Annotated in this window: 23 protein-coding genes and 1 riboswitch; of the genes, 14 read left to right on the top strand and 9 right to left on the bottom strand. The window is 45.1% G+C overall.

The window, feature by feature from the left end; all coding sequences use genetic code 11:
- Window positions 1-13: 13 nt before the first annotated feature.
- Window positions 14-475 (bottom strand): YaiI/YqxD family protein, encoded by a 462-nt coding sequence (locus BUR09_RS00555; protein ID WP_074215024.1) that lies wholly within the window; start codon window positions 473-475, stop codon window positions 14-16.
- 213 nt (window positions 476-688) lie between these two features.
- Between BUR09_RS00555 and lptE the strand changes: the two genes are divergently transcribed.
- From lptE to recQ, 7 genes are all read left to right on the top strand, one after another.
- Window positions 689-1,201: an LPS assembly lipoprotein LptE gene (gene lptE, locus BUR09_RS00550; RefSeq protein WP_074215023.1), complete on the top strand. Its 513-nt coding sequence runs from the start codon at window positions 689-691 to the stop codon at window positions 1,199-1,201.
- A 175-nt stretch (window positions 1,202-1,376) separates the two neighbouring features.
- Entirely contained in the window at window positions 1,377-2,348 is a 972-nt protein-coding gene (gene holA, locus BUR09_RS00545; RefSeq protein ID WP_074215022.1) for a DNA polymerase III subunit delta, read from the top strand.
- A 119-nt stretch (window positions 2,349-2,467) separates the two neighbouring features.
- Window positions 2,468-3,145, top strand: coding sequence for a RadC family protein (gene radC, locus BUR09_RS00540; RefSeq protein WP_074215021.1), 678 nt, complete (start codon window positions 2,468-2,470; stop codon window positions 3,143-3,145).
- Window positions 3,146-3,169: 24 nt separating this feature from the next.
- Window positions 3,170-3,439 (top strand): acylphosphatase, encoded by a 270-nt coding sequence (locus BUR09_RS00535; protein WP_074215020.1) that lies wholly within the window; start codon window positions 3,170-3,172, stop codon window positions 3,437-3,439.
- 68 nt (window positions 3,440-3,507) lie between these two features.
- Window positions 3,508-5,913: an endopeptidase La gene (gene lon, locus BUR09_RS00530; RefSeq protein WP_074215019.1), complete on the top strand. Its 2,406-nt coding sequence runs from the start codon at window positions 3,508-3,510 to the stop codon at window positions 5,911-5,913.
- A gap of 129 nt (window positions 5,914-6,042) precedes the next feature.
- Window positions 6,043-6,525, top strand: coding sequence for a hypothetical protein (locus BUR09_RS00525; RefSeq protein ID WP_074215018.1), 483 nt, complete (start codon window positions 6,043-6,045; stop codon window positions 6,523-6,525).
- Between the two features lie 103 nt (window positions 6,526-6,628).
- Window positions 6,629-8,845, top strand: a complete 2,217-nt coding sequence (gene recQ / locus BUR09_RS00520; protein WP_074215017.1) for a DNA helicase RecQ — start codon at window positions 6,629-6,631, stop codon at window positions 8,843-8,845.
- 213 nt (window positions 8,846-9,058) lie between these two features.
- Here recQ and BUR09_RS00515 read toward each other — a convergent pair whose 3' ends face one another.
- The 3 genes from BUR09_RS00515 to BUR09_RS00505 all read right to left on the bottom strand — a co-directional run bounded on the left by BUR09_RS00515 (window position 9,059) and on the right by BUR09_RS00505 (window position 11,557).
- Complete coding sequence (locus BUR09_RS00515; protein ID WP_074215016.1) at window positions 9,059-9,283, bottom strand: MoaD/ThiS family protein; 225 nt, start codon at window positions 9,281-9,283, stop codon at window positions 9,059-9,061.
- A gap of 77 nt (window positions 9,284-9,360) precedes the next feature.
- Window positions 9,361-10,335, bottom strand: coding sequence for a GAF domain-containing protein (locus tag BUR09_RS00510; protein ID WP_074215015.1), 975 nt, complete (start codon window positions 10,333-10,335; stop codon window positions 9,361-9,363).
- On the bottom strand, window positions 10,325-11,557 hold the full coding sequence (locus BUR09_RS00505) for an HDOD domain-containing protein (protein ID WP_074215014.1): 1,233 nt from the start codon (window positions 11,555-11,557) through the stop codon (window positions 10,325-10,327). The genes BUR09_RS00510 and BUR09_RS00505 overlap by 11 nt, the downstream gene beginning before the upstream one ends.
- Before the next feature lie 186 nt (window positions 11,558-11,743).
- On the opposite strand from BUR09_RS00505, the gene BUR09_RS00500 reads away from it, so the two are divergent.
- The 5 genes from BUR09_RS00500 to BUR09_RS00480 all read left to right on the top strand — a co-directional run bounded on the left by BUR09_RS00500 (window position 11,744) and on the right by BUR09_RS00480 (window position 15,978).
- Window positions 11,744-12,208, top strand: a complete 465-nt coding sequence (locus BUR09_RS00500; RefSeq protein ID WP_074215013.1) for a CvpA family protein — start codon at window positions 11,744-11,746, stop codon at window positions 12,206-12,208.
- A 99-nt stretch (window positions 12,209-12,307) separates the two neighbouring features.
- The gene (gene mazG, locus BUR09_RS00495) at window positions 12,308-13,105 is read left to right on the top strand and encodes a nucleoside triphosphate pyrophosphohydrolase (protein WP_074215012.1); all 798 of its coding nucleotides are present in this window, start codon (window positions 12,308-12,310) and stop codon (window positions 13,103-13,105) included.
- A 26-nt stretch (window positions 13,106-13,131) separates the two neighbouring features.
- The gene (locus BUR09_RS00490) at window positions 13,132-14,046 is read left to right on the top strand and encodes a hypothetical protein (protein ID WP_074215011.1); all 915 of its coding nucleotides are present in this window, start codon (window positions 13,132-13,134) and stop codon (window positions 14,044-14,046) included.
- 168 nt (window positions 14,047-14,214) lie between these two features.
- Window positions 14,215-15,357, top strand: a complete 1,143-nt coding sequence (locus BUR09_RS00485; protein ID WP_074215010.1) for an AI-2E family transporter — start codon at window positions 14,215-14,217, stop codon at window positions 15,355-15,357.
- Window positions 15,358-15,387: 30 nt separating this feature from the next.
- Window positions 15,388-15,978, top strand: coding sequence for a hypothetical protein (locus BUR09_RS00480; protein ID WP_074215009.1), 591 nt, complete (start codon window positions 15,388-15,390; stop codon window positions 15,976-15,978).
- A 12-nt stretch (window positions 15,979-15,990) separates the two neighbouring features.
- Here BUR09_RS00480 and BUR09_RS00475 read toward each other — a convergent pair whose 3' ends face one another.
- Window positions 15,991-16,554 (bottom strand): hypothetical protein, encoded by a 564-nt coding sequence (locus BUR09_RS00475; RefSeq protein ID WP_074215008.1) that lies wholly within the window; start codon window positions 16,552-16,554, stop codon window positions 15,991-15,993.
- Window positions 16,555-16,752: 198 nt separating this feature from the next.
- On the opposite strand from BUR09_RS00475, the gene BUR09_RS00470 reads away from it, so the two are divergent.
- Window positions 16,753-17,136 carry a hypothetical protein gene (locus BUR09_RS00470; protein ID WP_074215007.1) on the top strand — a complete coding sequence of 128 codons (384 nt, stop codon included), beginning with the start codon at window positions 16,753-16,755 and terminating at the stop codon, window positions 17,134-17,136.
- 123 nt (window positions 17,137-17,259) lie between these two features.
- Here BUR09_RS00470 and murJ read toward each other — a convergent pair whose 3' ends face one another.
- On the bottom strand, window positions 17,260-18,822 hold the full coding sequence (gene murJ / locus BUR09_RS00465) for a murein biosynthesis integral membrane protein MurJ (RefSeq protein ID WP_074215006.1): 1,563 nt from the start codon (window positions 18,820-18,822) through the stop codon (window positions 17,260-17,262).
- Window positions 18,823-19,113: 291 nt separating this feature from the next.
- Window positions 19,114-19,222, top strand: a riboswitch (SAM riboswitch).
- 132 nt (window positions 19,223-19,354) lie between these two features.
- On the opposite strand from murJ, the gene BUR09_RS00460 reads away from it, so the two are divergent.
- Window positions 19,355-19,624: a hypothetical protein gene (locus BUR09_RS00460; protein ID WP_074215005.1), complete on the top strand. Its 270-nt coding sequence runs from the start codon at window positions 19,355-19,357 to the stop codon at window positions 19,622-19,624.
- A 79-nt stretch (window positions 19,625-19,703) separates the two neighbouring features.
- On the opposite strand, the gene BUR09_RS00455 is transcribed toward BUR09_RS00460, so the two are convergent.
- The 3 genes from BUR09_RS00455 to BUR09_RS00445 form a co-directional block, all read right to left on the bottom strand.
- Entirely contained in the window at window positions 19,704-20,201 is a 498-nt protein-coding gene (locus BUR09_RS00455; protein WP_175565964.1) for an HAD family hydrolase, read from the bottom strand.
- A gap of 89 nt (window positions 20,202-20,290) precedes the next feature.
- Entirely contained in the window at window positions 20,291-20,785 is a 495-nt protein-coding gene (locus BUR09_RS00450) for a single-stranded DNA-binding protein (protein ID WP_074215003.1), read from the bottom strand.
- A 36-nt stretch (window positions 20,786-20,821) separates the two neighbouring features.
- Complete coding sequence (locus tag BUR09_RS00445; RefSeq protein WP_074215002.1) at window positions 20,822-21,169, bottom strand: hypothetical protein; 348 nt, start codon at window positions 21,167-21,169, stop codon at window positions 20,822-20,824.
- Window position 21,170 lies beyond the last annotated feature (1 nt).

Below are 21,170 nucleotides of genomic sequence, written 5' to 3'. Positions count from 1 at the left end.
ATTGAGCAAAAAGCTACAACTCTTCTTCCTTCACCCGTCTGGTTACATACTTATCTAGCTGATTGGTAAATTCCTGTTTATCCCGTGCACCAAGTGGAGCAGGTCCACCGGAAACCATCCCACCGCTTCGGAGCTCCTCCATTAAGTGACGCATCCGTAGCAGTCCTTTAATGTTGTCCACTGTGTACAACTGTCCCCTGGGGTTTAACCCAACTGCGCCCTTCTCAACTATTTTATCCGCAAGAGGAACATCAGCAGTTACAACAAGATCACCAGCACTTGCAAGAGCTACTATTTCATTATCCGCCTCATCAAATCCATTCTTCACACGGATAAAATCAATGTACGGAGATAACGGCACGGATAACTGACTATTAGCAATCAATGTCGTCTTAACCTTCCTCCGTACCGCAACTTTAAAAAGCACTTCTTTTATCACCTTAGGACAGGCGTCTGCATCTACCCATATTTGCATATATTCTCCGGCACGTTTCCAGAATCAAAAGTACGTGCATGTACTTAAATATGTACCTGTTGAAGTTTCTATTTATCCGGTAAGTAAACACGGAGCTAGACGTAATCACACTTCATCTGCTATCAACTATCGTGTTGGTATCACTTTGCTTATACTTGGTCGAACCAACTGTATTTTCTTTTTTGACACAAACAACACTACAGGAACCTTGGTATGACGCTTCCTACTTTTTCCTCTGTATCCCGAATAGTTGCTGCCCTTTGCTTACTTGCTTCACTTACCCTTACAGGGTGCGGATACTCCCTGACAAACAACCAGCCAAGCCTTTTCGGCAATGGTTCCTCCACGATGCGTATTAGAGAAGTCAAAAACTCTACAATTTACCCGTGGATCAACCAAGTTGTTCGTTCCAGTATGTATGACGAAATTACCAATAGAAATATTGCCATCATGACTGCGTCGGAATCTTCTGACTACAGCATGGTTATTGACATTGAAAAATTCACCATCGACAGCCGCGTACTCGGCAGTAAAGAAGAAACCCTTGAGTACACTGTCAATCTGGTATTCAATACAAAAGTGTACGACGACAAAAACAAAGAGATATGGTCTGGCAGCGCAAGTCTTTCCCGATCATACCCTGTCTCGGATGCCCGTATTGCCGGCACCCAGCTTGCAAACCTGCTGGTTCAGAAAATGGTCGACCAGATGCGCAACACATTCTAGCTTTGCAGTACCGACCGTAGACCAACGCGATTCCATTGTATATAAAGAGGCTCGGAGTTATTACTTCGAGCCTCTTTTACTTGCAACAGGGGCCGTAAATATCATTTTTATACACCACGAAGCCTACTATTAGTGCTTGCTACGCCTTTTTGAACTCGAGGAAACAGGAAAAAACATGCCAAGACCCGGATTTTCCATTTGCGTCTGCCCGGACATCCAGCTGACAAAAAACTATATCGACACCCTGTTGCAGAAAAACGCTGCATCAGAAGGAACGTGGGAAAAACACGTCTACTGGAGTGACGAAGGCTTACCACCTGTTTTCTGGGAGAATCTTACGCTGCAAGGACTATTTGCATCCCCTAAAGTACTTCTTATCCGCAACGCACAGAACCTCCCTATTGATGCATGGCGTAAGTTGAGTGCCAGCCTAGGCCAGTTTAATCCTCTAGCATGGGTTATCATCTGCCTTGAAGCACCATACGATCGGGGCAAACCCAAAATACCTGCTGCAGTCAAAAAACTTCCATGCTGGCAACTCGCTGAAAAAAAAGCTTGGATATGGCAGTCTGCCGGTCTCACTGAACGTGCTATGCGCGGTTTCATTGAACAGTGGGCAGCACAAAACGACATGCACATTGATCCAAAAATCGTGCACTCTTTGTCTCAAGTTCTTCCTCAGGATGCCTCTGCTGCCAAAAACGAACTAGATAAGATTGCTCTGGCTGCAGGAGAATCCCGAACCATTACCGAAGAGCATATTAAAGATATTTCGCACGATGCTGATATGGATATATTCGCGTTCATCAACGCACTGCAGTCTGGAAAAACTCCCGATAAAGTGTGGAAAAAAGTTATATCCAGTCAGGCAGCAGGAGAAGCTATGATCTTCTCCTTCCTTGCCATGCTGCTGCGTGAGGCTCGCATTTTATGGCAGCTATATGCAGGTGAAACTGTACGACTGCCATCAGGGATTATCCAGCAAAAGAAGCGTCTTGCAACAAGCCTTGGGCCAATCCGTCTTTCTAAAATATGGGATTTGGCCATTGAGGCGGAGATGGGAATCAAAACCGGAGAGCGCAAACCTGAACAAGCTATGGAAATATTAGTTGCCGGTCTTCTTGCACTTTTCAGTCCGCAAAAATAGCTTTATTACGTATTTCTTCCGCTTATCACCCTCTTTTTTTCTACTTGATGCCCATTTTTTGATGAAATATAATTAAAATTCACCTGTTACCGCTTGCCACATCGCAATTCCTGTTTATTATGACAGAAAAAGCTCACTATCATGGACACAGAAAGCGCCTGCGCGAAAAATTAAACAACGACGAGCAGTCTCTTGCAGACTATGAAATTTTGGAACTTGTACTTGGTACGGTAATCTTACGTTCTGATACAAAACCACTTGCAAAAGAACTGTTGAACCGCTTTGGCACACTGCGTGGCGTACTTGATGCGCAAGATGAAGACCTGCTCAAGCTCAAAGGCTTTGGAAACTCTCTTGTTAGCCATTGGAAATTGTTACGGGAACTTTTCTCCCGATATGTGGAATCCGGCCTACCCAAAAAAAAACAGCTTTCCAGCCCCGCTGAAGTGGCGGAAATGGCTCGCATTAGACTGGGACGAAAAGAGAAAGAGGAATTCTGGGCTGCCTTTTTAGACAACCAGAACAGACTCCTTTCTTGGGAACGAATTTCAACAGGTACAGTTAACACAACCATGATCTACCCAAGGGAGCTCATGGAGCAAGCTTTGCAGCGCAAAGCCAGTTCATTGGTAATTGTTCACAACCATCCAGGAGGAAACCTTACCCCTTCCTCACCGGATATTGAAATAACAAGGCATATTGTTCAGGCTGGACGCATATTAGGCATCAGACTGCTCGATCATCTTATTATAACTGCTGATACATATTACAGCCTGAAGGACGAGGGACATATATAATCCAACCTCCAAAGGAGACGTATCATGGCCAGACAGCGATATATTGTAACGGGGAAAGTGCAAAAAATTGGGTTCCGATACTGGACACACCATATAGCAACTTCGTACGGGCTGCTTGGCTGGGTACGCAACCTTCCAGACGGCAGTGTGGAAGTGGTTGCGGAAGGTGACATTGCGACCCTGAGACAATTTGAAGAAGAACTTTGGCGAGGTCCTGTCAGCGGAGAAATAACGAACGTTAATCCGTGTGAGACAGATTTAGATGAACCTCTCTCCGAATTTTCCATACGATAATTGGAACTTACTGCCACAGCTATGGCAACTACATATAACACAGTTTCTGCCCAGCTTGGAGGGCATCAATGACCGATGATTCAATGAACAGCACACCAATCATAACCGAAGAAGAAGTTCTTTCCGGTGCGTTGGAACACGATGCTGAAGGCACACTTCCGGAATTTCCTGCGGAACTGCCAGTACTTCCAGTTCGAGATATAGTAGTCTTTAACTATATGATTCTTCCGCTCTTTGTAGGGCGGGAAAAATCTGTTCAGGCTGTAGATGCTGCACTTAACGGCAGCCGTTACATGATGATTACAACGCAAAAAGATGAAGCGACAGAAGATCCTTCTCCAGAAGATTTGCACAACACTGGTACCGTTGTAATGATCATGCGTATGCTGAAAATGCCTGACGGACGCCTGAAAGTACTCGTACAGGGTGTAAGCCGAGCAAAAGTTGAACGCTTTACCAGCACTGAGCCATACCTGATGGCCGAAGTAAATGCGCTTGAAGAGCTTGAAGTTGAAGAAGTTTCCGTAGAAACAGAAGCTATGATGCGAGCAGTCCGCGAACAAAGCGAAGAAATACTCTCCCTGCGCGGTGTTGCCACATCTGAAATAATGTCTGTTCTCAACACAGTGCACGACCCAGGCCGCCTTGCAGACCTGATTGCAGCCAACCTGCGTATGAAGGTGCCGGATGCACAGTCAATTCTTGAGTGCAACGATCCGATTGAGCGTCTTCAGCTCGTGAACAAACAACTTCAGAAAGAATCCGAAGTTGCCAATGTTCAGGCACGCATCCAGTCCATGGCTCGTGAAGGTATGGATAAAGCTCAGCGCGACTACTACCTGCGCGAACAGCTCAAGGCTATCCGTAGCGAACTTGGTGAAGGAGAAGGCGCTGAGGAAGAAGCTGAGGAACTTGCAGAGGCACTGAACAAAGCAGGGCTTCCTAATGATGTTAAGAAGGAAGCAACCAAACAGTTGCGTCGTCTTACCAGCATGCATCCAGAATCTTCCGAAGCAAGCGTTGTACGAAGCTATCTTGAATGGCTCTCTGAATTACCATGGAAAAAGCTTTCCCGTGACCGTCTTGATATTCTCAAGGCTCAGGAGATCCTGAACGAGGATCACTACGGTCTGGAAAAGGTCAAGGATCGCATCCTTGAATACCTTTCCGTACGCAAACTTAATCCGAAATCTAAAGGACCTATCCTTTGTTTCGCAGGCCCTCCGGGTGTTGGTAAAACATCCCTTGGACGTTCTATCGCACGCTCCCTTGGTCGCAAATTCCAGCGTATCTCCCTTGGTGGTATGCGGGACGAAGCAGAGATTCGTGGTCATCGCCGCACCTACGTTGGCGCTATGCCGGGTCGTATTATCCAGACCATGAAACTTATGGGAACCCGTAATCCTGTTATCATGCTGGATGAAATCGACAAACTCGGTTCCGACTTCAGAGGCGACCCTTCATCTGCATTGCTTGAAGTGCTTGATCCGGAACAGAACAGCAACTTCTCAGATCACTACTTAAACGTACCGTTCGATCTGTCTAAAGTTATGTTCATCTGCACCGCGAACCAGCTGGACACCATTCCAGGCCCATTACTTGACCGTATGGAAGTTATCCAGATTCCTGGATACACCATGCAGGAAAAAACACGTATTGCACGCCGCTACTTACTGCCTCGTCAAGCAGAAGAAAACGGCTTAAAAAAAGACGAAGTCTCTATTGCAGACAGTGTACTTTCCAAAATCATTCAGGAATACACACGTGAAGCAGGCTTGCGCAACCTTGAACGCGAAATCGGCTCTGTATGCCGTAAGCTCGCACGCCAAAAAGCAGAAGGCACTGCTGGTCCATACAAAGTAACAGCCAAAACACTGCAGAAGCTGCTCGGCATCCCACGCTTTATTGATGAAGAAAAAGATGCTGACTTAATTCCAGGTGTAGCTCAGGGACTGGCTTGGACTCCATACGGTGGTGTTATGCTCAATGTGGAAGTTACCCCTATGAAGGGTAAAGGCAAACTGACCCTTACAGGTCAGCTTGGCGATGTTATGAAGGAATCCGCTCAGGCAGCACTCAGCTATGCACGTGCAAACGCTGAAGAGTTGGATATTGACGCTGACTTCCTTGATAAACATGACATCCACATTCACGTTCCAGCAGGTGCAACCCCCAAAGATGGTCCATCTGCCGGCGTAACCTTGCTTATTGCACTTATTTCTGCGCTCAAAGGTCAGTCTGTAAATCAAGAGCTGTGCATGACTGGTGAAATAACCCTGCGTGGACGTGTTCTACCTGTCGGCGGCATCAAAGAAAAAATTCTTGCTGGTGTTGCACGTGGATTACAGCACGTTTGCATTCCAAAACAGAATGAAAAAGACCTTGAAGATGTTCCAGCTGACTTACTTAAGAAAATTGAAGTGCATACAGCCTCACATATCAAGGATATCATCCCACTGGCATTTACTGAATAGTATACAGCAACATGCCATGATACTGGACTCTCCGCGCTACTTTTGATAGCCGAAGACGTCCACTGACTTCGACCATTCGGGGCGGTGAATAAAAATTCACCGCCCCTATTTTGTTAAAGGATATTTTGTATGCAGACTGACGACACAACGCTTTCTAATCTCCACCCTCTCTTCACCCGTCTTTCAGGTCAGGTTATCTGGCTACTTATGGAAGAAAACGAGGCTTCACCAGAAGACCTTAACGCTTTCATGGACAATGTCATGGCGTGGAGATCCAATCATCTGCAAACAATGCGAAACTTAATTGAAGATAAAAAACTCTACATGCAAATTACTGTAGACCGCATTGAAGATATCCCTGAAGACCAAGAAGCCTGTACAACATGCGAAAGCCTTTGCGGAAAAATTATTCCAGCATCCCATCCTGATCTTATCGCCATGCTGCCGCCTTACTCCCTTGGCTGCCGATGCCGTGGGGAAATCATCACAGAATCAGAACTTCCGGAATCGCCAGACTTCCTTACTCCAGAAGACTGTCCAAAACATTCTTTCATGTGCTCCAGCGGATGGTTCCTTAACTACCCATGGGCAAAAACACTTAATAAAGATTAGTCACCACGTAATACCATACCATGCAAACGGTGTCGTAAGCATTCTTCAAAAGCTTTGCTAACCATACGTTCATACGCTATCTTCCCGCTCACAAGAGGGAACAATGAACCAGACTCCATTAGACATTCTTCGGACTACGTACGGCTTTAGAGATTTCAGAGGCAAACAAGAAGATATTATCAACCACATGATTGGTGGTGGTGATGCGCTTGTTATTATGCCAACAGGCAGCGGTAAGTCGCTGTGCTACCAGTTACCATCCATCATTCGTAAGGGAACAGGCATCATTGTGTCCCCGCTGATTGCGCTTATGCAAGATCAAGTCAATGAGCTGGTACAAATGGGAGTTCGTGCTGCCTTCCTCAACTCGAGCCAAAGCCCGCAAGAACAAAGCATGGTGGAACAACAGCTCCGTAACGGCGAACTGGACATGCTGTATGTTGCTCCAGAGCGCCTCGTTACGCCGGTTTTCCTCGCCCTTCTGGACACAATTCAACCAGCACTTTTCACGATTGATGAAGCCCACTGTGTATCCCAATGGGGACACGATTTCAGGCCGGAATACACACGTCTTTCCATCCTTCGTGAACACTTCCCGCAAGTACCTGTTATCGCCCTCACGGCGACAGCAGACAGCCCTACCCGAAAAGATATTGCTGAACAGCTGCACCTTCAGCAGGCTCCTGTCTTTGCAACAGGTTTTGACCGTCCAAACATCACCTATTCAATCCAGAACAGGGAGCGAGGGCTTGATCAGCTTTTCAGCTTTATTCGCAATAACTACAAGAATGAATCCGGCATTGTTTATTGCCAGTCACGTAAAAAAGTAGAAGACGTCGCAGCAAAGCTTACTGATGCAGGATTCAATGCCCTGCCGTACCATGCAGGAATGAGCGCCATCCAGCGCAACCACAACCAGTCCCGATTCATGATGGAAGAAAATGTCATCATGGTTGCCACCATTGCATTCGGCATGGGAGTAAACAAGCCGAACGTACGATTTGTCGTGCACTTGGGGTTGCCTAAAAGCCTTGAGGCTTATCATCAGGAAACAGGCCGCGCCGGTCGTGACGGTCTTCCTGCAGATGCGCTCCTGCTATATAACTTGCAGGATATCGTCCTTGCACGGCGTATGATTACACGTTCCTCGACCAACCGAGCCATCATCGAACAACACAAATTTAATGCGCTCCTCGGCTTTGTCGAAACCACAGAGTGCCGCCGCAACGTTATCCTTTCGTATTTCGGAGAACACAGAAAAGAAAAATGCGGCAACTGTGACACGTGCCTGTATCCAATTGAAACATGGGACGGTACCATTGCCGCACAAAAAGCGCTCTCCTGTGTGTACAGAACCGGCCAGCGATTTGGTGCAACACATCTTGCAGATATTTTAATCGGAAACCTTACCAAACGCGTCACAGAGCACGAACACAACCACATTAAGACATTTGCCTGCGGTAAGGACCTTGGCAAAGAGACATGGAAAGGTGTGTTCAGGCAGCTTGTAGCTCTCCAAATGCTCGACTCAGATCCCGAAAACGGCAGTCTTAAACTGAATGATATCAGCTGGCAAATTCTCCGAAGTGAAAAAACTGTATCTTTACGACGAGAATCTCTATCTGCAACTGCTGTAAAGCATGTGAGCAAAAAAGAAACAGACGCAGCCATGCAGGATGCGTTACGTCTTCCAGATGCAAACCTGTTACTGGATCTTCTCAAAATGGAACGCACCCGAGTTTCACGCGAGCAAAATATTCCTCCCTACTCGGTATTGCCGGATAAGACACTGCTGGAACTGGTTGCATACCGTCCAACGCAAAAGGATGAACTATGCAATATTCACGGCATTGGCCAAACCAAACTCGCCATGTACGGCGACCTCATACTAACAATATTAACTAACTTTGAAGCAGAACACGGCAGACCAAACTCACTTCCATCAATGCCGCAACGTGCTGCTGCCAAACAAAAGAAAAAAGAAGCCGGAAAAGCAATTACCGGCACTGTGCAGAAGTCAATTGACCTGTTCAAAGAATATGGAAATATTCTACGTGTAGCAGAAGAACGCAGCCTTGTTCCAGGCACCATCTATGGACATATTGCACGAGCTGTAGAACTGGGAGAAATTGAACTTGCCGCTGTAACGGCACAGTTAACCGCAGATGAAATTGAATCTGTCCGCGCCGAAGTGGCTGCTGCTATTGGCACAGGAACAGGTATAAAGGGAGCTCACGCCGCCCTGCACGGTAAATACGACTACGGCCTACTCCGTTGTATTGCCGTTGACCTACAAAACTCCGGTTCCGAAGAATGGTAAAGAAAAAGCCCTCAACTAACATAGTTAAGGGCTTTTTTTATAGTAAAAAACTATTAAGTAAGATTGGTTACAAAATATTCTTTCCACAGATTGAGACAAATTCATGCAATGCAAGGTACGAGGAAATGTCAAGAACGAAGCATAGCCTGACCTACATGAGAGTCAGACATTTCCGAAGTAATGCTGCAGAGTGCGGTTTTGTCATCAATCCAGTTAGCCGCCACCAACGGCAGGAAAAAGGCCAAGCCGGTCTCCTTCTTTCAGCACGCTTTCCAACGCTTCGTGCTTTCCGTTAATGAACATAATTTTCACATCTTCAACTTTAATACCAAGGAGATCTATGACCTGTTTGATGGTGGTTCCATCATCAACAGAGAGCAGATTTCCTTCCGGCGTAAAATCAGAAAGTGTGGCAAAACATTTAATTTCAATCTGCATAGTATGTCCCTTTGTTTACACATCCAACGCAAACAATAAAAAAAAAGAAAGTAAAATACAATATTGAAGTTGCTGAACTAAATAGCTTTTGTCTGTGCAACTCCTGTTACCATTTCATCTGCCGGAGCCAACACTCCTCGCATAACAATAGCACCATTTCGCTTTAACGAAGTAACATGAAGAGTTACGACCTTTCTTCCTTCCACTGTCTCGAGCACGGTTTGCGTTCGCATTGTACTTTGAGGTCTTGCAAGTGTTTCTGTTTGGTATTCACGTACAGGTACACCTAATGCAAAACAGCTTATTAAAAGAGACTCAACTCGATCCCGCTCTTCAGGCACCAAAAAATCAATAAAATGCTTTTTTTGCGGCGCAGCGACACTGCCTAACAATTTTCCGGCAATCTTATTTGCAAAAAGAATGCGCCCGCTTTCATCTATATCCAACACTCCGGTCGGAAGCGAGTCAGAAAAAGCTACAACATCCTCGCCGCCACTTCGGAAACACTTATATAGCTCAAAAACTTCCACAGAAGATGCACAATTCTTACATACAATAGAAAGCAGTGCCATCTCGATAGCAGTGAGGTTTTTAGTATCTTCAGGAAAAACCCCGATAAACATCCCACGCACACGAGAAGAAGTTTCCAGAACATGAAGCAGAACCCTGCGCTGCAGATCATCCGCATGTACAACCACAGGACGTCCTTCCCTAAGGGCAAACGAAAACATTCCGCTATCAATAAACAAATTAATTGCAGCTTCTATTCTATCATTCCAGTCATGTTGGTCTGAATACGCCAGATAAAAATCGGATGTGCCCTCATCCACAAGATATACAGCGGCTGCAGTAAAAGGTGTAATTGTAGCCGCTCGAGAAACTGCCTCATGCAACAACAGTGTCGGTTCGTGCAGCGAGCTGATGCTCACTTGAAAATCACCGAGAGACGCCGCAAGTTCCAAAGCATCAAGAGTAAATCGTGCCTGATCCTCCAACCTTACGACCCTGTCTTTAAGGTACTCTACACCGACAGGTTCTGTCTTATTCTGCATATGCCAACCGTATAATTTCTTTAGACTTAATATAAATCATCTTCACAAAATCGGTAAAAGTAGCTTCCGTAATATTTAACATCTCCCAAGCAGCAGCATTTACTACTGGGGCCGGAACATCATAGACAGGATCAAATGTAAGTGCTTTTGCTACTATTTCTGCAATATGCATTACAGCATGTTCTTTTGTGGTTATATCAGTGGATGCGGTATGGTGTTCTTGTACACTTTTTTCCATTGAAGCAGGAAATCCGAGCCATTTCAAAATACGTCCACCAAGTTCTGCATGGTTCATCTTCATGTACTTTTCTTCTGCTGCACACAAACATAATCCATCACATAGCACTTTTTGACGTACTTTTTCGTATTCATCAGTAAAATTACGACTATAAAAAACGCATCCAACATCGCGCAACAATCCACTGGAAAAGAAACATTCTCTTCTATAAACACCAATAGATGACGCAATATATCGAGCAGCAACACCTGTTGTTATAGCATATCTACAATAGTGCATCATCATAGCAGAATTATATGAATCTTGTACATGATGAATATACACTAACATAATCGCCAAATACAATACAGTCCTGTTTCCTAAAAAAGAAGTACAACTATAGACAGATGTAATTTTACAATTTGATACATGAATTAAAGATTCACATATCTTAAGCAATTTATCTTTTACTCTTTTATTTTTATCTACTGCAGCTACAACAGCCTCAGATGTCACATAGACATCATTCAACATATTCGTTAGCGCAAAAAGATCTTCGGGAAAACCATCATATCCTGAAAGGATCTCATCTAGATCAATACTAGGTACTAAATCGATACTATTAAATGACTGTAAATTAGGCATAGAAGAAGTATGCAGATAAGAAAAAAATCCATCACTAGAATCTTCTGCTTTATCTGCAAGGGCAACACATTCCCTCAACAAGCACGATATCGGGAATGTTCCGATGTCATTGTCACGAAACAACATCTGCATTGCTGGGGTAAAACGTTCCGCAACTACGTCATTAATTTTATCTTTCTGCGCCGCTTTGAAATCGCTATCTGCGACCTCATGCAAAGGGACGTCCCTCACTCCCCATATCTTGAGCACACGTAACGTCTGTTCCGTAATGACATGTCCAGCTGAAAACAGCTTTCTCCCATTAGTAACATGAACATCACCAGAAAAAGTCTGTCCTATTTCAAGGCTAGAAGTCGTCATGGTCTTTTAATTTCCCCTAATAAAAACGCACAAGCAATAAAATCGCATAATCATTTTGACAAAAAGTACTAACAGTTACCAACAAACGCAAATGCAATTGTGCAAAACGCTGTCTTTTCCAACGTATTTTTTTGTGCTACTACTCGCAAAGATTCAAAACCGATTTACTTTTTTTGTAGGCTGTACATGAACTATCTTGATCTCCTATTTATTGTCATTGCTGGATTTTTCTGCATCCGAGGCTTTTTCCGAGGTCTCATTCTGGAAGTTACATCCATTGCCGGTGTAGTTGGTGGCTTTATTTTAGCCAACAACTATTATGAACAGCTCGCAATCCATCTTGAATCTTTAATCGACCCTAAATGGGCCAATGTTGCATCATACGCACTTATCTTCATAGGCGTACTGGTTGTTGCTGCCCTTATTTCGGCACTGCTTCGTAAGCTCATCGGTGCTACCGGGGCGGCACTGCTCGACTACACCCTTGGTGGAGTACTTGGTGGCGCAAAAGGCGTACTTCTTTGCTGCATCATCCTTGCATTTGTCTTACATTTCTTCCCTAATGCAGAACATGTGAAGACCTCTATCTTCGTACCCCATTTACGCATCGTCACAGATATGCTGCGGCAGTTTATTCCCGATACATTATAAACCGTACCTTACGATTAACTGCCCTTGCATCGACAAGGGCTTTTTTGTGTGTGCCCAATATAATTCCATACCGTAACTAAAAAAACGAAGAGCAAAACAATGAATAAAAGTACTACTGAAGCCCTGATTGCCCTGCGGAACGTAATTGACGAGCTCCTCGGAGAAAATGGATGCCCCTGGGACAAAGAACAGACTCCACAAACCCTGTGCGACTACCTGCTTGAAGAAACCTACGAACTGGTAGACGCCATTCGTAGTGGTAACAAAGTTGATGTACGTGAAGAACTGGGCGACGTAATGTTCCTCATGCTCTTCATCGGCAGTCTGTATGAAAAAGATGGTTTTACACTTGCAGACTCCATGCAGGAAAACGCTGCAAAAATGATTCGACGTCACCCGCACGTATTCGGCGAAATGGACGTACAAAACGTTGAAGAAATCTGGGCTAACTGGGAAAAAATTAAGCGTGCAGAAAAGAAAGGAAAAGACGAAGATAAACCGAAAGGCACCTTCGACAGCCTCCCTAGCGGACTTCCTTCCCTGCTCAAAGCATACCGTCTCAACTCAAAAGCAGCTCGTGTCGGCTTCACATGGAACAACGATGCAGATGTAGAAAAACAATACGAAGCAGAATGGAAAGAGCTTGCTGAGGCTATTGAATCCGGTGACAATGAAGCCATTGAAGCTGAATTTGGTGATGTACTCTTTACATTGGTTGAATTTGGCAGACGTAAGGGCATCAAAGCAAACGCAGCGCTTGATAAAACCAACTTAAAATTCCTTGATCGATTCGAAAAAATGGAAGCTCTCGCGCATGAACGCGGTCTTACTTTTTCTGACCTTTCTTTTGAGGAAAAAGATGCGCTCTGGAATGATGTGAAAAAGCAGAACGGCTAATTCTACAAAAAATTCAATTGCATTCTATGCACACCAATCTTGAAGCAATCTATTCCATACTCAGCAAATGGCTGAAAAATGGACAGAAATTCACAGCAGACGTCAAGGAGTACGCTGAGACAGTCCTTGGCGTCTGCACTCTTTCTGAACTTGAATCACTTGTCGCAGACAGCGACAATCCGGATCTCGAACCTTTTTTTGAATATATTATTTTTCCAGATGAGACGTTACTTCACACTCTGGAACCAATCCTTACAGTGCCGCTTTCCAGTGACGACATCGCGGAGCTCACTTCCCGCCTTGCTACAAAAACACCATGCATCACCCTGCATGAGGCAACAAAGACATGTTCTGTTCCAATCCCTGAATGGATGTGGGATGACTTTATTGCAAGGCTGCACCTTGATGACACAACGGTTACATTCCTCGTCCAGTCACTATCAAAGACTCCAGAAACTATCCCTCTAAAAACACAAAGTTATCTACGCACTGCGAATATCCCAGACGTTCCATTTTTACGCAACGCGCTTGTACAATTTTTCATGACAACGCTGCCGCATGATCCGCTGGTTAACGTTATGCTTTCCACATGGGTCGATGTATTAACTTCGCTCCCTTCCAATTGCGAAAAAAACGCTGCCACACTCGAACAACATCTCGAAAAACGCAGGCGTCGCCTATATAAAGCCATATTTGATGCTAACGAGTTCACACGAAAACTTCAGCGCTTCAACATGGAAACTCTCATGATGTCCGGTGACCTGCCACCTGCCATCAATGTAGAGGAAGCGCGCATGCAAATCCGCATTATTGACCGGATAGCTATTGCCCTTTTCCAGAAAAATGTTGGAGCCATTGAGGAACTGGAAGACAGGTCATGGGGCGACTATGTTGATTACCGTCAGCATCTCATGCTGCTTCCTGCTTTTGAAGACATCTAAAAACTTCGCGGGCACCATCCTGTAACCATCCTATACCAAAGTATGATCCAACATTTTTCATTGGCGGATAAATTCTATTACGGCTACAATGCAGCTCAACAAGCTTTTAACGATACGCTGAAATCCTACCTCCGCGTATGAACCTATATATGGATAAATACCCCGCTTATGACTGAAGAAACAAAGAATTCAACATTACAGTGCAAGTCCGACCACATAGGGCCTACCCTTAAGTTCCCACGTAACAATTTGTTCCGCTATTTTACCATTATCCTACTCACATTCTCATTGTACCTTGCATACCTCATTGCTGCGCCGTTTTTGCACACAATAATCCTATCCATTGTTGTCGCCGCATGTTGTTACCCTGTATACAAACGCATCTTAGCCATAGTACATGGTCGCGAAATATGGGCTGCCACCATTAGTATATTGCTTCTTGTTCTCTGCATTGCAGTACCGCTGACTTTCTTTATTACAAGTCTTATCCCGCAAGCAGTTGACAGTGTGCACGCCGTGACAACATGGCTTCAACAATCACAGTCCGAGTCATTCCTTGCTGATATTCAGCACAACCCGACCTTACAATGGCTCCATGAAAAGCTTCCATTTTTTGACATAAACGAAGCCGCTATAAAATCATACCTTGCAACAATCTCAAAAACTGTCGGCCAACAAGTTGTTACTTTCGGTACCTCTGCACTGGGAGACACCTTAAACTTTGTAGCCAAGTTCCTGCTTATGTTGCTTATTGTCTTTTTCTTACTCAAAGACGGCAACAAAATGATTGCAGGCCTTAAGTACCTATGGCCAATGCGTGAATCTCAGGAAGATGCATTGCTGCATTCCCTACGTTCCACCTCCCGAGCTGTTCTGGTAGGTGGTCTGCTTGTAGCGATCATCCAAGGTCTCGTGGGCGGTATCGGCCTTGCATTTGTAGGCATTACTCCGCTGTTCTGGGGAACGGTAATGAGTTTTTGCTCACTTATCCCGATTGCAGGTACCGGCATAGTCTGGATTCCGGCAAGTCTTTACCTGCTTGTCACATCCGGATGGCAACCAGCATTATTTATGGTGCTGTGGGGCGCTATCCCTGTTGCAGCAGTCGACAGCTTCTTGCGCCCGTACTTCATGCGTGAAAGCTCAGGCGTTTCCGTATTTTTTATTTTCCTTTCCATCCTTGGCGGATTAAAGGCATTCGGTATGCTCGGCATTCTGTACGGCCCACTTATCTTGAGCTTTGTTATGGTAATGCTCAAGATTTACGGAGAAGAATACCATCACGTTCTGTCAGAAAATTCCCGTCATTAAGACTGATTCTACAAAGTAACAGGTGCCTCAATGACTCAACTAACTCTTCGTATTAGAAATACAAAAAGATCACACGCAACGTGGAAATACCTTTTGCAGTCTCCCTCAAAAGTAACTGCGGACATCGGCGATACCATGATGAACTTTTTGACTAACCGTGTTGAATTTGATGAAGAATACATTGACTCAGAAATCAAGACCATCTTCATTGACGGCAAACCTGTTGACGACCTGAACACAGCAATCATTCCTGCAAACGCCCGCATTGCGCTTGGCGCAGTCGCTCCGGGCGTTGCAGGAATAACTATGCGCCGCAATAGCCCTATTTCCAGCATGCGTAGTGGCATTACATACCACAATACAGAACCAGCTCAGGAGATCACAGAAGGTACTGTAACCCTACTGCTTTTCAACTCCATCATGGAAGACAAAGGACTCAATATCCTGAAGAAAGGTATTTCAATTCCTGCCTCGAAGCTTGAAGCTGCGGTTGAAGAAGTACCAGAGTCAATTTCTACCGCATCATTAGATGGTACCTCTATATCTGTTGCAGAGCTGCTTCAGTGGATACGAAAAAACCCGCAGTCACAAGTGCAACTACGGGTTAATTCACATTCATAATGCTTCAGACTGTTACTGAGTATCAGCCTCAAATCCAGGAATGGTAAAACTACCACTGCCCTGATCCTGTCCATTACCTTTAGGACAATCTGGCTGCAGGTAACAAATGTCACATGCACCCTTGAACGGGTAAAAAGTGAGAACAGCAAAACGACGAGAAAGTGCAGACGCGTTGTCGTTGTACGGACAACCGAGGTCTTCCATAGCATCTACAAGTCCGTCAGTAGGTCTTGGTGCCGGAGCACAGCCTGCAGTTTCAACATCAGGAAGAACAGAGTAAATGCTGCTCATGATGAACGCCTGTGCAAGGTTGGTAATCATGTATGCATCAGACGGGGAGTCATCCCATGCAGCGTCTGTATCTTTTTCCGCTTCCTCATCAAGCCAAACAGCAAGGTATTGAATTTTACCAACTTTGATTTTCTTTACGGTAAGGTGGTTGAGCCACTTTTCCCATAAGGAAGACATCTTATCCATCAAAGCGCCGTCAATACGAGTCTCCTGACTCAGCTGCAGCAGCAATTCAATATCAAAATATGGTTTAGCTTCGAGATTTTCGCTTGTATAGTCAGCCATAATCCTCTCCCGGGATGGTTGATTTCGTGAGTTGTGACTGTGCTGTATAACCGCAATTCAGTCAAGTCCCACAAACAAGAGAAGCCTTTGCCAACAATAATACACGCGTGTATATTGCCATTCATCTTACCATGCTACTACACATGCGGCTGCCCGCATCGATCGCAATAAAAAAACAACGACGAGCAGGAGACAACCATGCCCCGCAGCTTTAAGCTTCCATCAAAAATCCGCTTCGAATACGACATCCGCGAGGGAGTCAAACAACAATACACCCACGGCGTATGGGGTGGTGTGAACTCGCAGGGTGAAATCGAAATGAATTTCTATACTGAATCTGACAAGCTTCCTGACTTTTCCGAACGTGTCATTAATCCGGATGGAACTCTTGGGCCAGAGCTCATTGCTCAGACCGAAGAAAAAGTACTGGTTCGAGATGTTCATTCACGCATTGTGATGAACTATCATAGCGCACAGGCATTACGTCAGTGGCTTGATGAAAAGCTGACAGCAATTGAAACTGAAGAAACAGATATCACTGATGTGTTTTTTGGTGATCCGGAAGGCGGGCTAGAGCAGTAAACGTCATTTGCCCAGAACTCTATAGTAAATAGATTAAAAAAGGAGGTTGCATAGCTACCTCCTTTTTCACATTCAGAAAACGAACAATGTTATTAGAGCCCCAAAAGCTCATATGAATACATCCTAAACACGGCGTAGCACTCGTCCGCGAACAAATGCAACAATAGGTTCAATTGCCTTAGGGGCAATCAACCATGACGTGCACAAGTACAACCCACAGAAAAGAGTTCCACTTACTGCCAACGAAATAAAAGCACCTGTGAGCGGACGTCCTTCAAACAATAGAGGAACCTGCTGCACAACATAGACAGACCCCACCATTGCAGGAATACACAGTACTGCTGAAAGCAGGAACATACGTAGGACGCCTGTAAAGGCATCACTACCATGTCTACGCATCCAGACAGCTGACAGAACCAGCGTATAAAGAACAACTGACATAGTTCCAGCCAACGCCACGCCCATCACGCCTATAGTTTTACTCAAAAACCAGTATAGAGGTATGGCCATGATAGAAACCACACTGCCCACAACAGCAGGGGTAATGGTATCTTTATATGCATAGAAGGCTCGTCCAATCATCTGCTGTACGCCCCAGAACGCAACTGAAGCCAACATAATCTGCAGAAGCGGTGTTGCACCAAGAGTTTCCTCTAAACCAAAGCTACCCTGTTGAAAGATAAGACGAAGTGTCGGTTCTGCTGCACTGATCATCCAGAAGGAAAGAGGGACGATAAAAAGCATCGTATTCCGCAATGCCTTGCTAAGTGTAGAGTTGAACTCTGCTGTATCCCCTTTTGCTACCAACGCTGCAAGGAACGGATATGAAGCCACCCCTGCAGCCTGAGCAACAACTCCCACAGGAACCAACATAATACGACGGGAGTAGTTCAAAAGACTTACTGAACCGTCACCAGTAAGAGAACCAAAGATACGTACAAACTGCTCATCAAGTACAACAATGGATTGCCCTATCATAAGAGGCAACGCCAACAAAACAAAACGTTTTAAACCTTGATGGCGCAAAGCAAAACGCCATTGGAACCCACCGCTACGCACGGCAAGATACGGCAGCATAAAACTTCCTGTTGCAGCACCAAAAAGTACGCCCCAGCAAAATCCTTCCATTCCTCTATCGATCATAAACAGACCGCCGATAATGATGCTTGCATTATAAACAAGAGGAACAAGCGCCGGAACCATGAACTGTTTGCGCATGTACAACACGCCGGAAAAACATGAACCTAACAGGAAGAAAATCTGCGCAGGCAAAATAATGCGTAAGAAATAGGTAAGACGCGCAATCGAAGCTGCATCAAACCCCGGTGCCGCGATCTTTGCTAAATAGGGAGCCCCTATCCATGCAGCACAAGTTCCCGCTGTGATAAACATACATACCCAGAACAGCACGGAAGAAAAAAACGTCCAGCCTTCGTTCTCGTCCTTACCAAAATATTCAGCAAGTAACGGGATAAGGGTTATGGAAAAATACCCGCCAGCAAGCAGGTAATTAAGAAAATCCGGAATAACAAACGAAGCAAAATAGATATCAGACTCTATGGATGCACCGTAATAAAAGGAAATAACCTTATCACGGATAAGCCCCATAAATCGCGACAGGAAAATGCTCACAGCCATAATAACTGCCGCAAGTCCCATGTGCTGTCTGCCTGTTAAGAACGCCATTTGTGCGTTAGCTCCTTACATAAAAACCCTGAAATAGTATCGCATTGGACGACGACTATCTGCTCATACAACAATCTACGTTACGTACCTCATCAAGGTTTGAAATACTACTGATGGTTTACTCGTGATTTTATCGAAAAGTACAAATATGTTAACGACACACAAGCTGGCAATCTGTTTTTCTTGTTATACAACACAAATCTAACATATAACCAGCCTTAATAATAACAATATCACTTTTTGCAAATTTACTGCTTGACTTTAACCGTTATTAAAACATACTAGACATAGAACTCATGCAGAGGACACAAGGGACCTGGCCCGATGACTGTCCGGCAACCTGTACTACCACAGTAGTTCAAGGTGCTAAGCCAGCCGCTTTACGCGGAAACCATGAGGCTGTTTACGCACATCCAGCCTCTCAATTGAGAGGCTTTTTTTATTCCTTCGGGCGGATTTTTAGCGATTGCGCGCCCGATAAAACAATACAGCTAAGAGCTTTCCGGATATTCCGGAGAAAAGGAGATTGTCCATGTTAGCCTTCTTAACACAATTTGCTAAAGCCCCAAAAGCAGATATCGTGTTTTTGTACCATGATTCCAAGGTGCAGCCTGCTCCTGCGCAATACACCGATCCATTGGAACTCCTAGGCGACATACAGATGCTTCACTTGACGCAGAAACAAAAAGAAGAACTGCGCGCAAAACTCCGTAACGATCTCGTCACAGGTGACGAGCAAGAAATATGGCGTCATAGAGCGCTACGCAAAAACCTAATTCATTCTCTTGGGCAAATCGTGTAAGCACCCAAGAAAAAAGCCAAAGGAATATTTCCTTTGGCTTTTTTCTTTTCATCTTATGGGGCACTGTAGTGCTTCTCTACTAAAACCCCAGAGAAGCCAGAGCATCGTTCAGCTCTGCATATGAATGAATAGTACGCACCCGTTTCTTTTCTTTGCGCTCAGATGAACGTCGGTTGAACCAGATACCGTTCATGCCAACCTCTGTGGCACCCCAAATATCATCCATGTAGCTGTCACCGATCATCACAACACGCTCTGCAGGCAATTGAAGATCATTCAAAGCATAACGCCAAAACTCCACCCAAGGCTTCGGCCTGCCTGCCTTACCAAAGCTGTAGACAGCAGAAAAGCATTCACGGATACTCAACGGTTCAAAAGCAGCGAAGATTGCTTCGTCACCAGATTCTGAAGCATTTGTAGCCAACGCAACCCGCCAGCTTTTACTTGCAGCCTTAACTGCTTCTACTGCCCCTTCAACAGGAGGAACCGTGGACCACCCCCGCTCTTCTCCCTGATAGACCGGCATGGTCTCCATAAGAGTTCCACCCCAGTCAAACAATAATGCTCTATCAAACATGTGTATCCTCTTCATATCCACATACTCTACAAAAAAACCCGAAGGCGAAAAACGCCTTCGGGTAAATATATAGATGGAACAACGACGACCTAGAAGGGCACGTCATCCATTCCACTAGCTTCAGATGGGAATGCGGGACCAAGGTCTTCATTACCAGAATTATACTGCTGCTGAGGCTGGAAATTGTTGTTCTGCTGCGGACGCGGAGCATTGTTCTGCTGGAAGGAACGACGTTCGCCGCCCTGCTGCATAGCATCACCCTTGCGATCGAGGAACTGCACACGCTGTGCTTTAATTTCCGTAGTATAACGGGTCTGACCCTGCTGATCCTGCCACTGGCGGGTCTGAAGACTGCCTTCAACATACACAAGGCTTCCTTTACCAAGGTAGTTAGCGCAGTTTTCAGCCACACGCTGGAAGACAACCACACGGTGCCACTCAGTACGTTCCTGTTTGTTACCGTCACGGTCTGTGAAGGATTCGTCTGTCGCTACGTTAAAGTTAGCGATAGGCGTACCATTACCCGCGTAACGTAACTCCGGGTCTGCACCAAGACGACCGATGATCATCACTTTATTCAGCATTATTGGGCTCCTTAAAATTGACTTTATCTACGATTCTTACTCGTTCGGTAAATCTTTTTCAAGGTCTGATAATGCATCTTCGATTTTATCCGTAAGCTGGTTAGCTTTCTGCGGATTCCACTCGCTTAATGCTTCTTCAAGCTCCTGACGGAGCGCAAAAATAGCATCAAGCGGCTCTTTGGCATACGCCTTTAATTCATCAGACCAGTCAGCAAAGCGGCACGCGTCCACCAGTGTTTCAATCATCTCAATCACACCGGCTTTAGCCACATAGCGTTGCTGTTCTTTAGGAAAAGCAAGCTCGTATAAACGAGGCCAAGCTTCCTTCACTTCGTCCTCTGAATAAGTAGACGCCCAAACTCGAACCTGCAGAACTTTACCCATA

The sequence above is a fragment of the Halodesulfovibrio marinisediminis DSM 17456 genome (assembly GCF_900129975.1).
Lineage (GTDB): Bacteria > Desulfobacterota > Desulfovibrionia > Desulfovibrionales > Desulfovibrionaceae > Halodesulfovibrio > Halodesulfovibrio marinisediminis.
The sequence above is the reverse complement of the archived record's forward strand: the minus strand, read 5'-3'. Positions and strand labels throughout refer to the sequence as shown.

What these genes read in the sequence shown, in the direction of transcription:
- murJ (WP_074215006.1), bottom strand. Translation starts at nt 18,822, where the DNA reads ATGGCGTTCTTAACAGGCAGACAGCACATGGGACTTGCGGCAGTTATT.
- radC (WP_074215021.1), top strand. Translation starts at nt 2,468, where the DNA reads ATGACAGAAAAAGCTCACTATCATGGACACAGAAAGCGCCTGCGCGAA.
- BUR09_RS00475 (WP_074215008.1), bottom strand. Translation starts at nt 16,554, where the DNA reads ATGGCTGACTATACAAGCGAAAATCTCGAAGCTAAACCATATTTTGAT.
- BUR09_RS00470 (WP_074215007.1), top strand. Translation starts at nt 16,753, where the DNA reads ATGCCCCGCAGCTTTAAGCTTCCATCAAAAATCCGCTTCGAATACGAC.
- BUR09_RS00515 (WP_074215016.1), bottom strand. Translation starts at nt 9,283, where the DNA reads ATGCAGATTGAAATTAAATGTTTTGCCACACTTTCTGATTTTACGCCG.
- BUR09_RS00510 (WP_074215015.1), bottom strand. Translation starts at nt 10,335, where the DNA reads ATGCAGAATAAGACAGAACCTGTCGGTGTAGAGTACCTTAAAGACAGG.
- BUR09_RS00535 (WP_074215020.1), top strand. Translation starts at nt 3,170, where the DNA reads ATGGCCAGACAGCGATATATTGTAACGGGGAAAGTGCAAAAAATTGGG.
- lon (WP_074215019.1), top strand. Translation starts at nt 3,508, where the DNA reads ATGACCGATGATTCAATGAACAGCACACCAATCATAACCGAAGAAGAA.
- lptE (WP_074215023.1), top strand. Translation starts at nt 689, where the DNA reads ATGACGCTTCCTACTTTTTCCTCTGTATCCCGAATAGTTGCTGCCCTT.
- BUR09_RS00450 (WP_074215003.1), bottom strand. Translation starts at nt 20,785, where the DNA reads ATGCTGAATAAAGTGATGATCATCGGTCGTCTTGGTGCAGACCCGGAG.
- BUR09_RS00525 (WP_074215018.1), top strand. Translation starts at nt 6,043, where the DNA reads ATGCAGACTGACGACACAACGCTTTCTAATCTCCACCCTCTCTTCACC.
- BUR09_RS00490 (WP_074215011.1), top strand. Translation starts at nt 13,132, where the DNA reads ATGCACACCAATCTTGAAGCAATCTATTCCATACTCAGCAAATGGCTG.
- BUR09_RS00480 (WP_074215009.1), top strand. Translation starts at nt 15,388, where the DNA reads ATGACTCAACTAACTCTTCGTATTAGAAATACAAAAAGATCACACGCA.
- BUR09_RS00500 (WP_074215013.1), top strand. Translation starts at nt 11,744, where the DNA reads ATGAACTATCTTGATCTCCTATTTATTGTCATTGCTGGATTTTTCTGC.
- BUR09_RS00555 (WP_074215024.1), bottom strand. Translation starts at nt 475, where the DNA reads ATGCAAATATGGGTAGATGCAGACGCCTGTCCTAAGGTGATAAAAGAA.
- mazG (WP_074215012.1), top strand. Translation starts at nt 12,308, where the DNA reads ATGAATAAAAGTACTACTGAAGCCCTGATTGCCCTGCGGAACGTAATT.
- BUR09_RS00445 (WP_074215002.1), bottom strand. Translation starts at nt 21,169, where the DNA reads ATGGGTAAAGTTCTGCAGGTTCGAGTTTGGGCGTCTACTTATTCAGAG.
- BUR09_RS00505 (WP_074215014.1), bottom strand. Translation starts at nt 11,557, where the DNA reads ATGACGACTTCTAGCCTTGAAATAGGACAGACTTTTTCTGGTGATGTT.
- holA (WP_074215022.1), top strand. Translation starts at nt 1,377, where the DNA reads ATGCCAAGACCCGGATTTTCCATTTGCGTCTGCCCGGACATCCAGCTG.
- BUR09_RS00455 (WP_175565964.1), bottom strand. Translation starts at nt 20,201, where the DNA reads ATGTTTGATAGAGCATTATTGTTTGACTGGGGTGGAACTCTTATGGAG.
- BUR09_RS00485 (WP_074215010.1), top strand. Translation starts at nt 14,215, where the DNA reads ATGACTGAAGAAACAAAGAATTCAACATTACAGTGCAAGTCCGACCAC.
- recQ (WP_074215017.1), top strand. Translation starts at nt 6,629, where the DNA reads ATGAACCAGACTCCATTAGACATTCTTCGGACTACGTACGGCTTTAGA.
- BUR09_RS00460 (WP_074215005.1), top strand. Translation starts at nt 19,355, where the DNA reads ATGTTAGCCTTCTTAACACAATTTGCTAAAGCCCCAAAAGCAGATATC.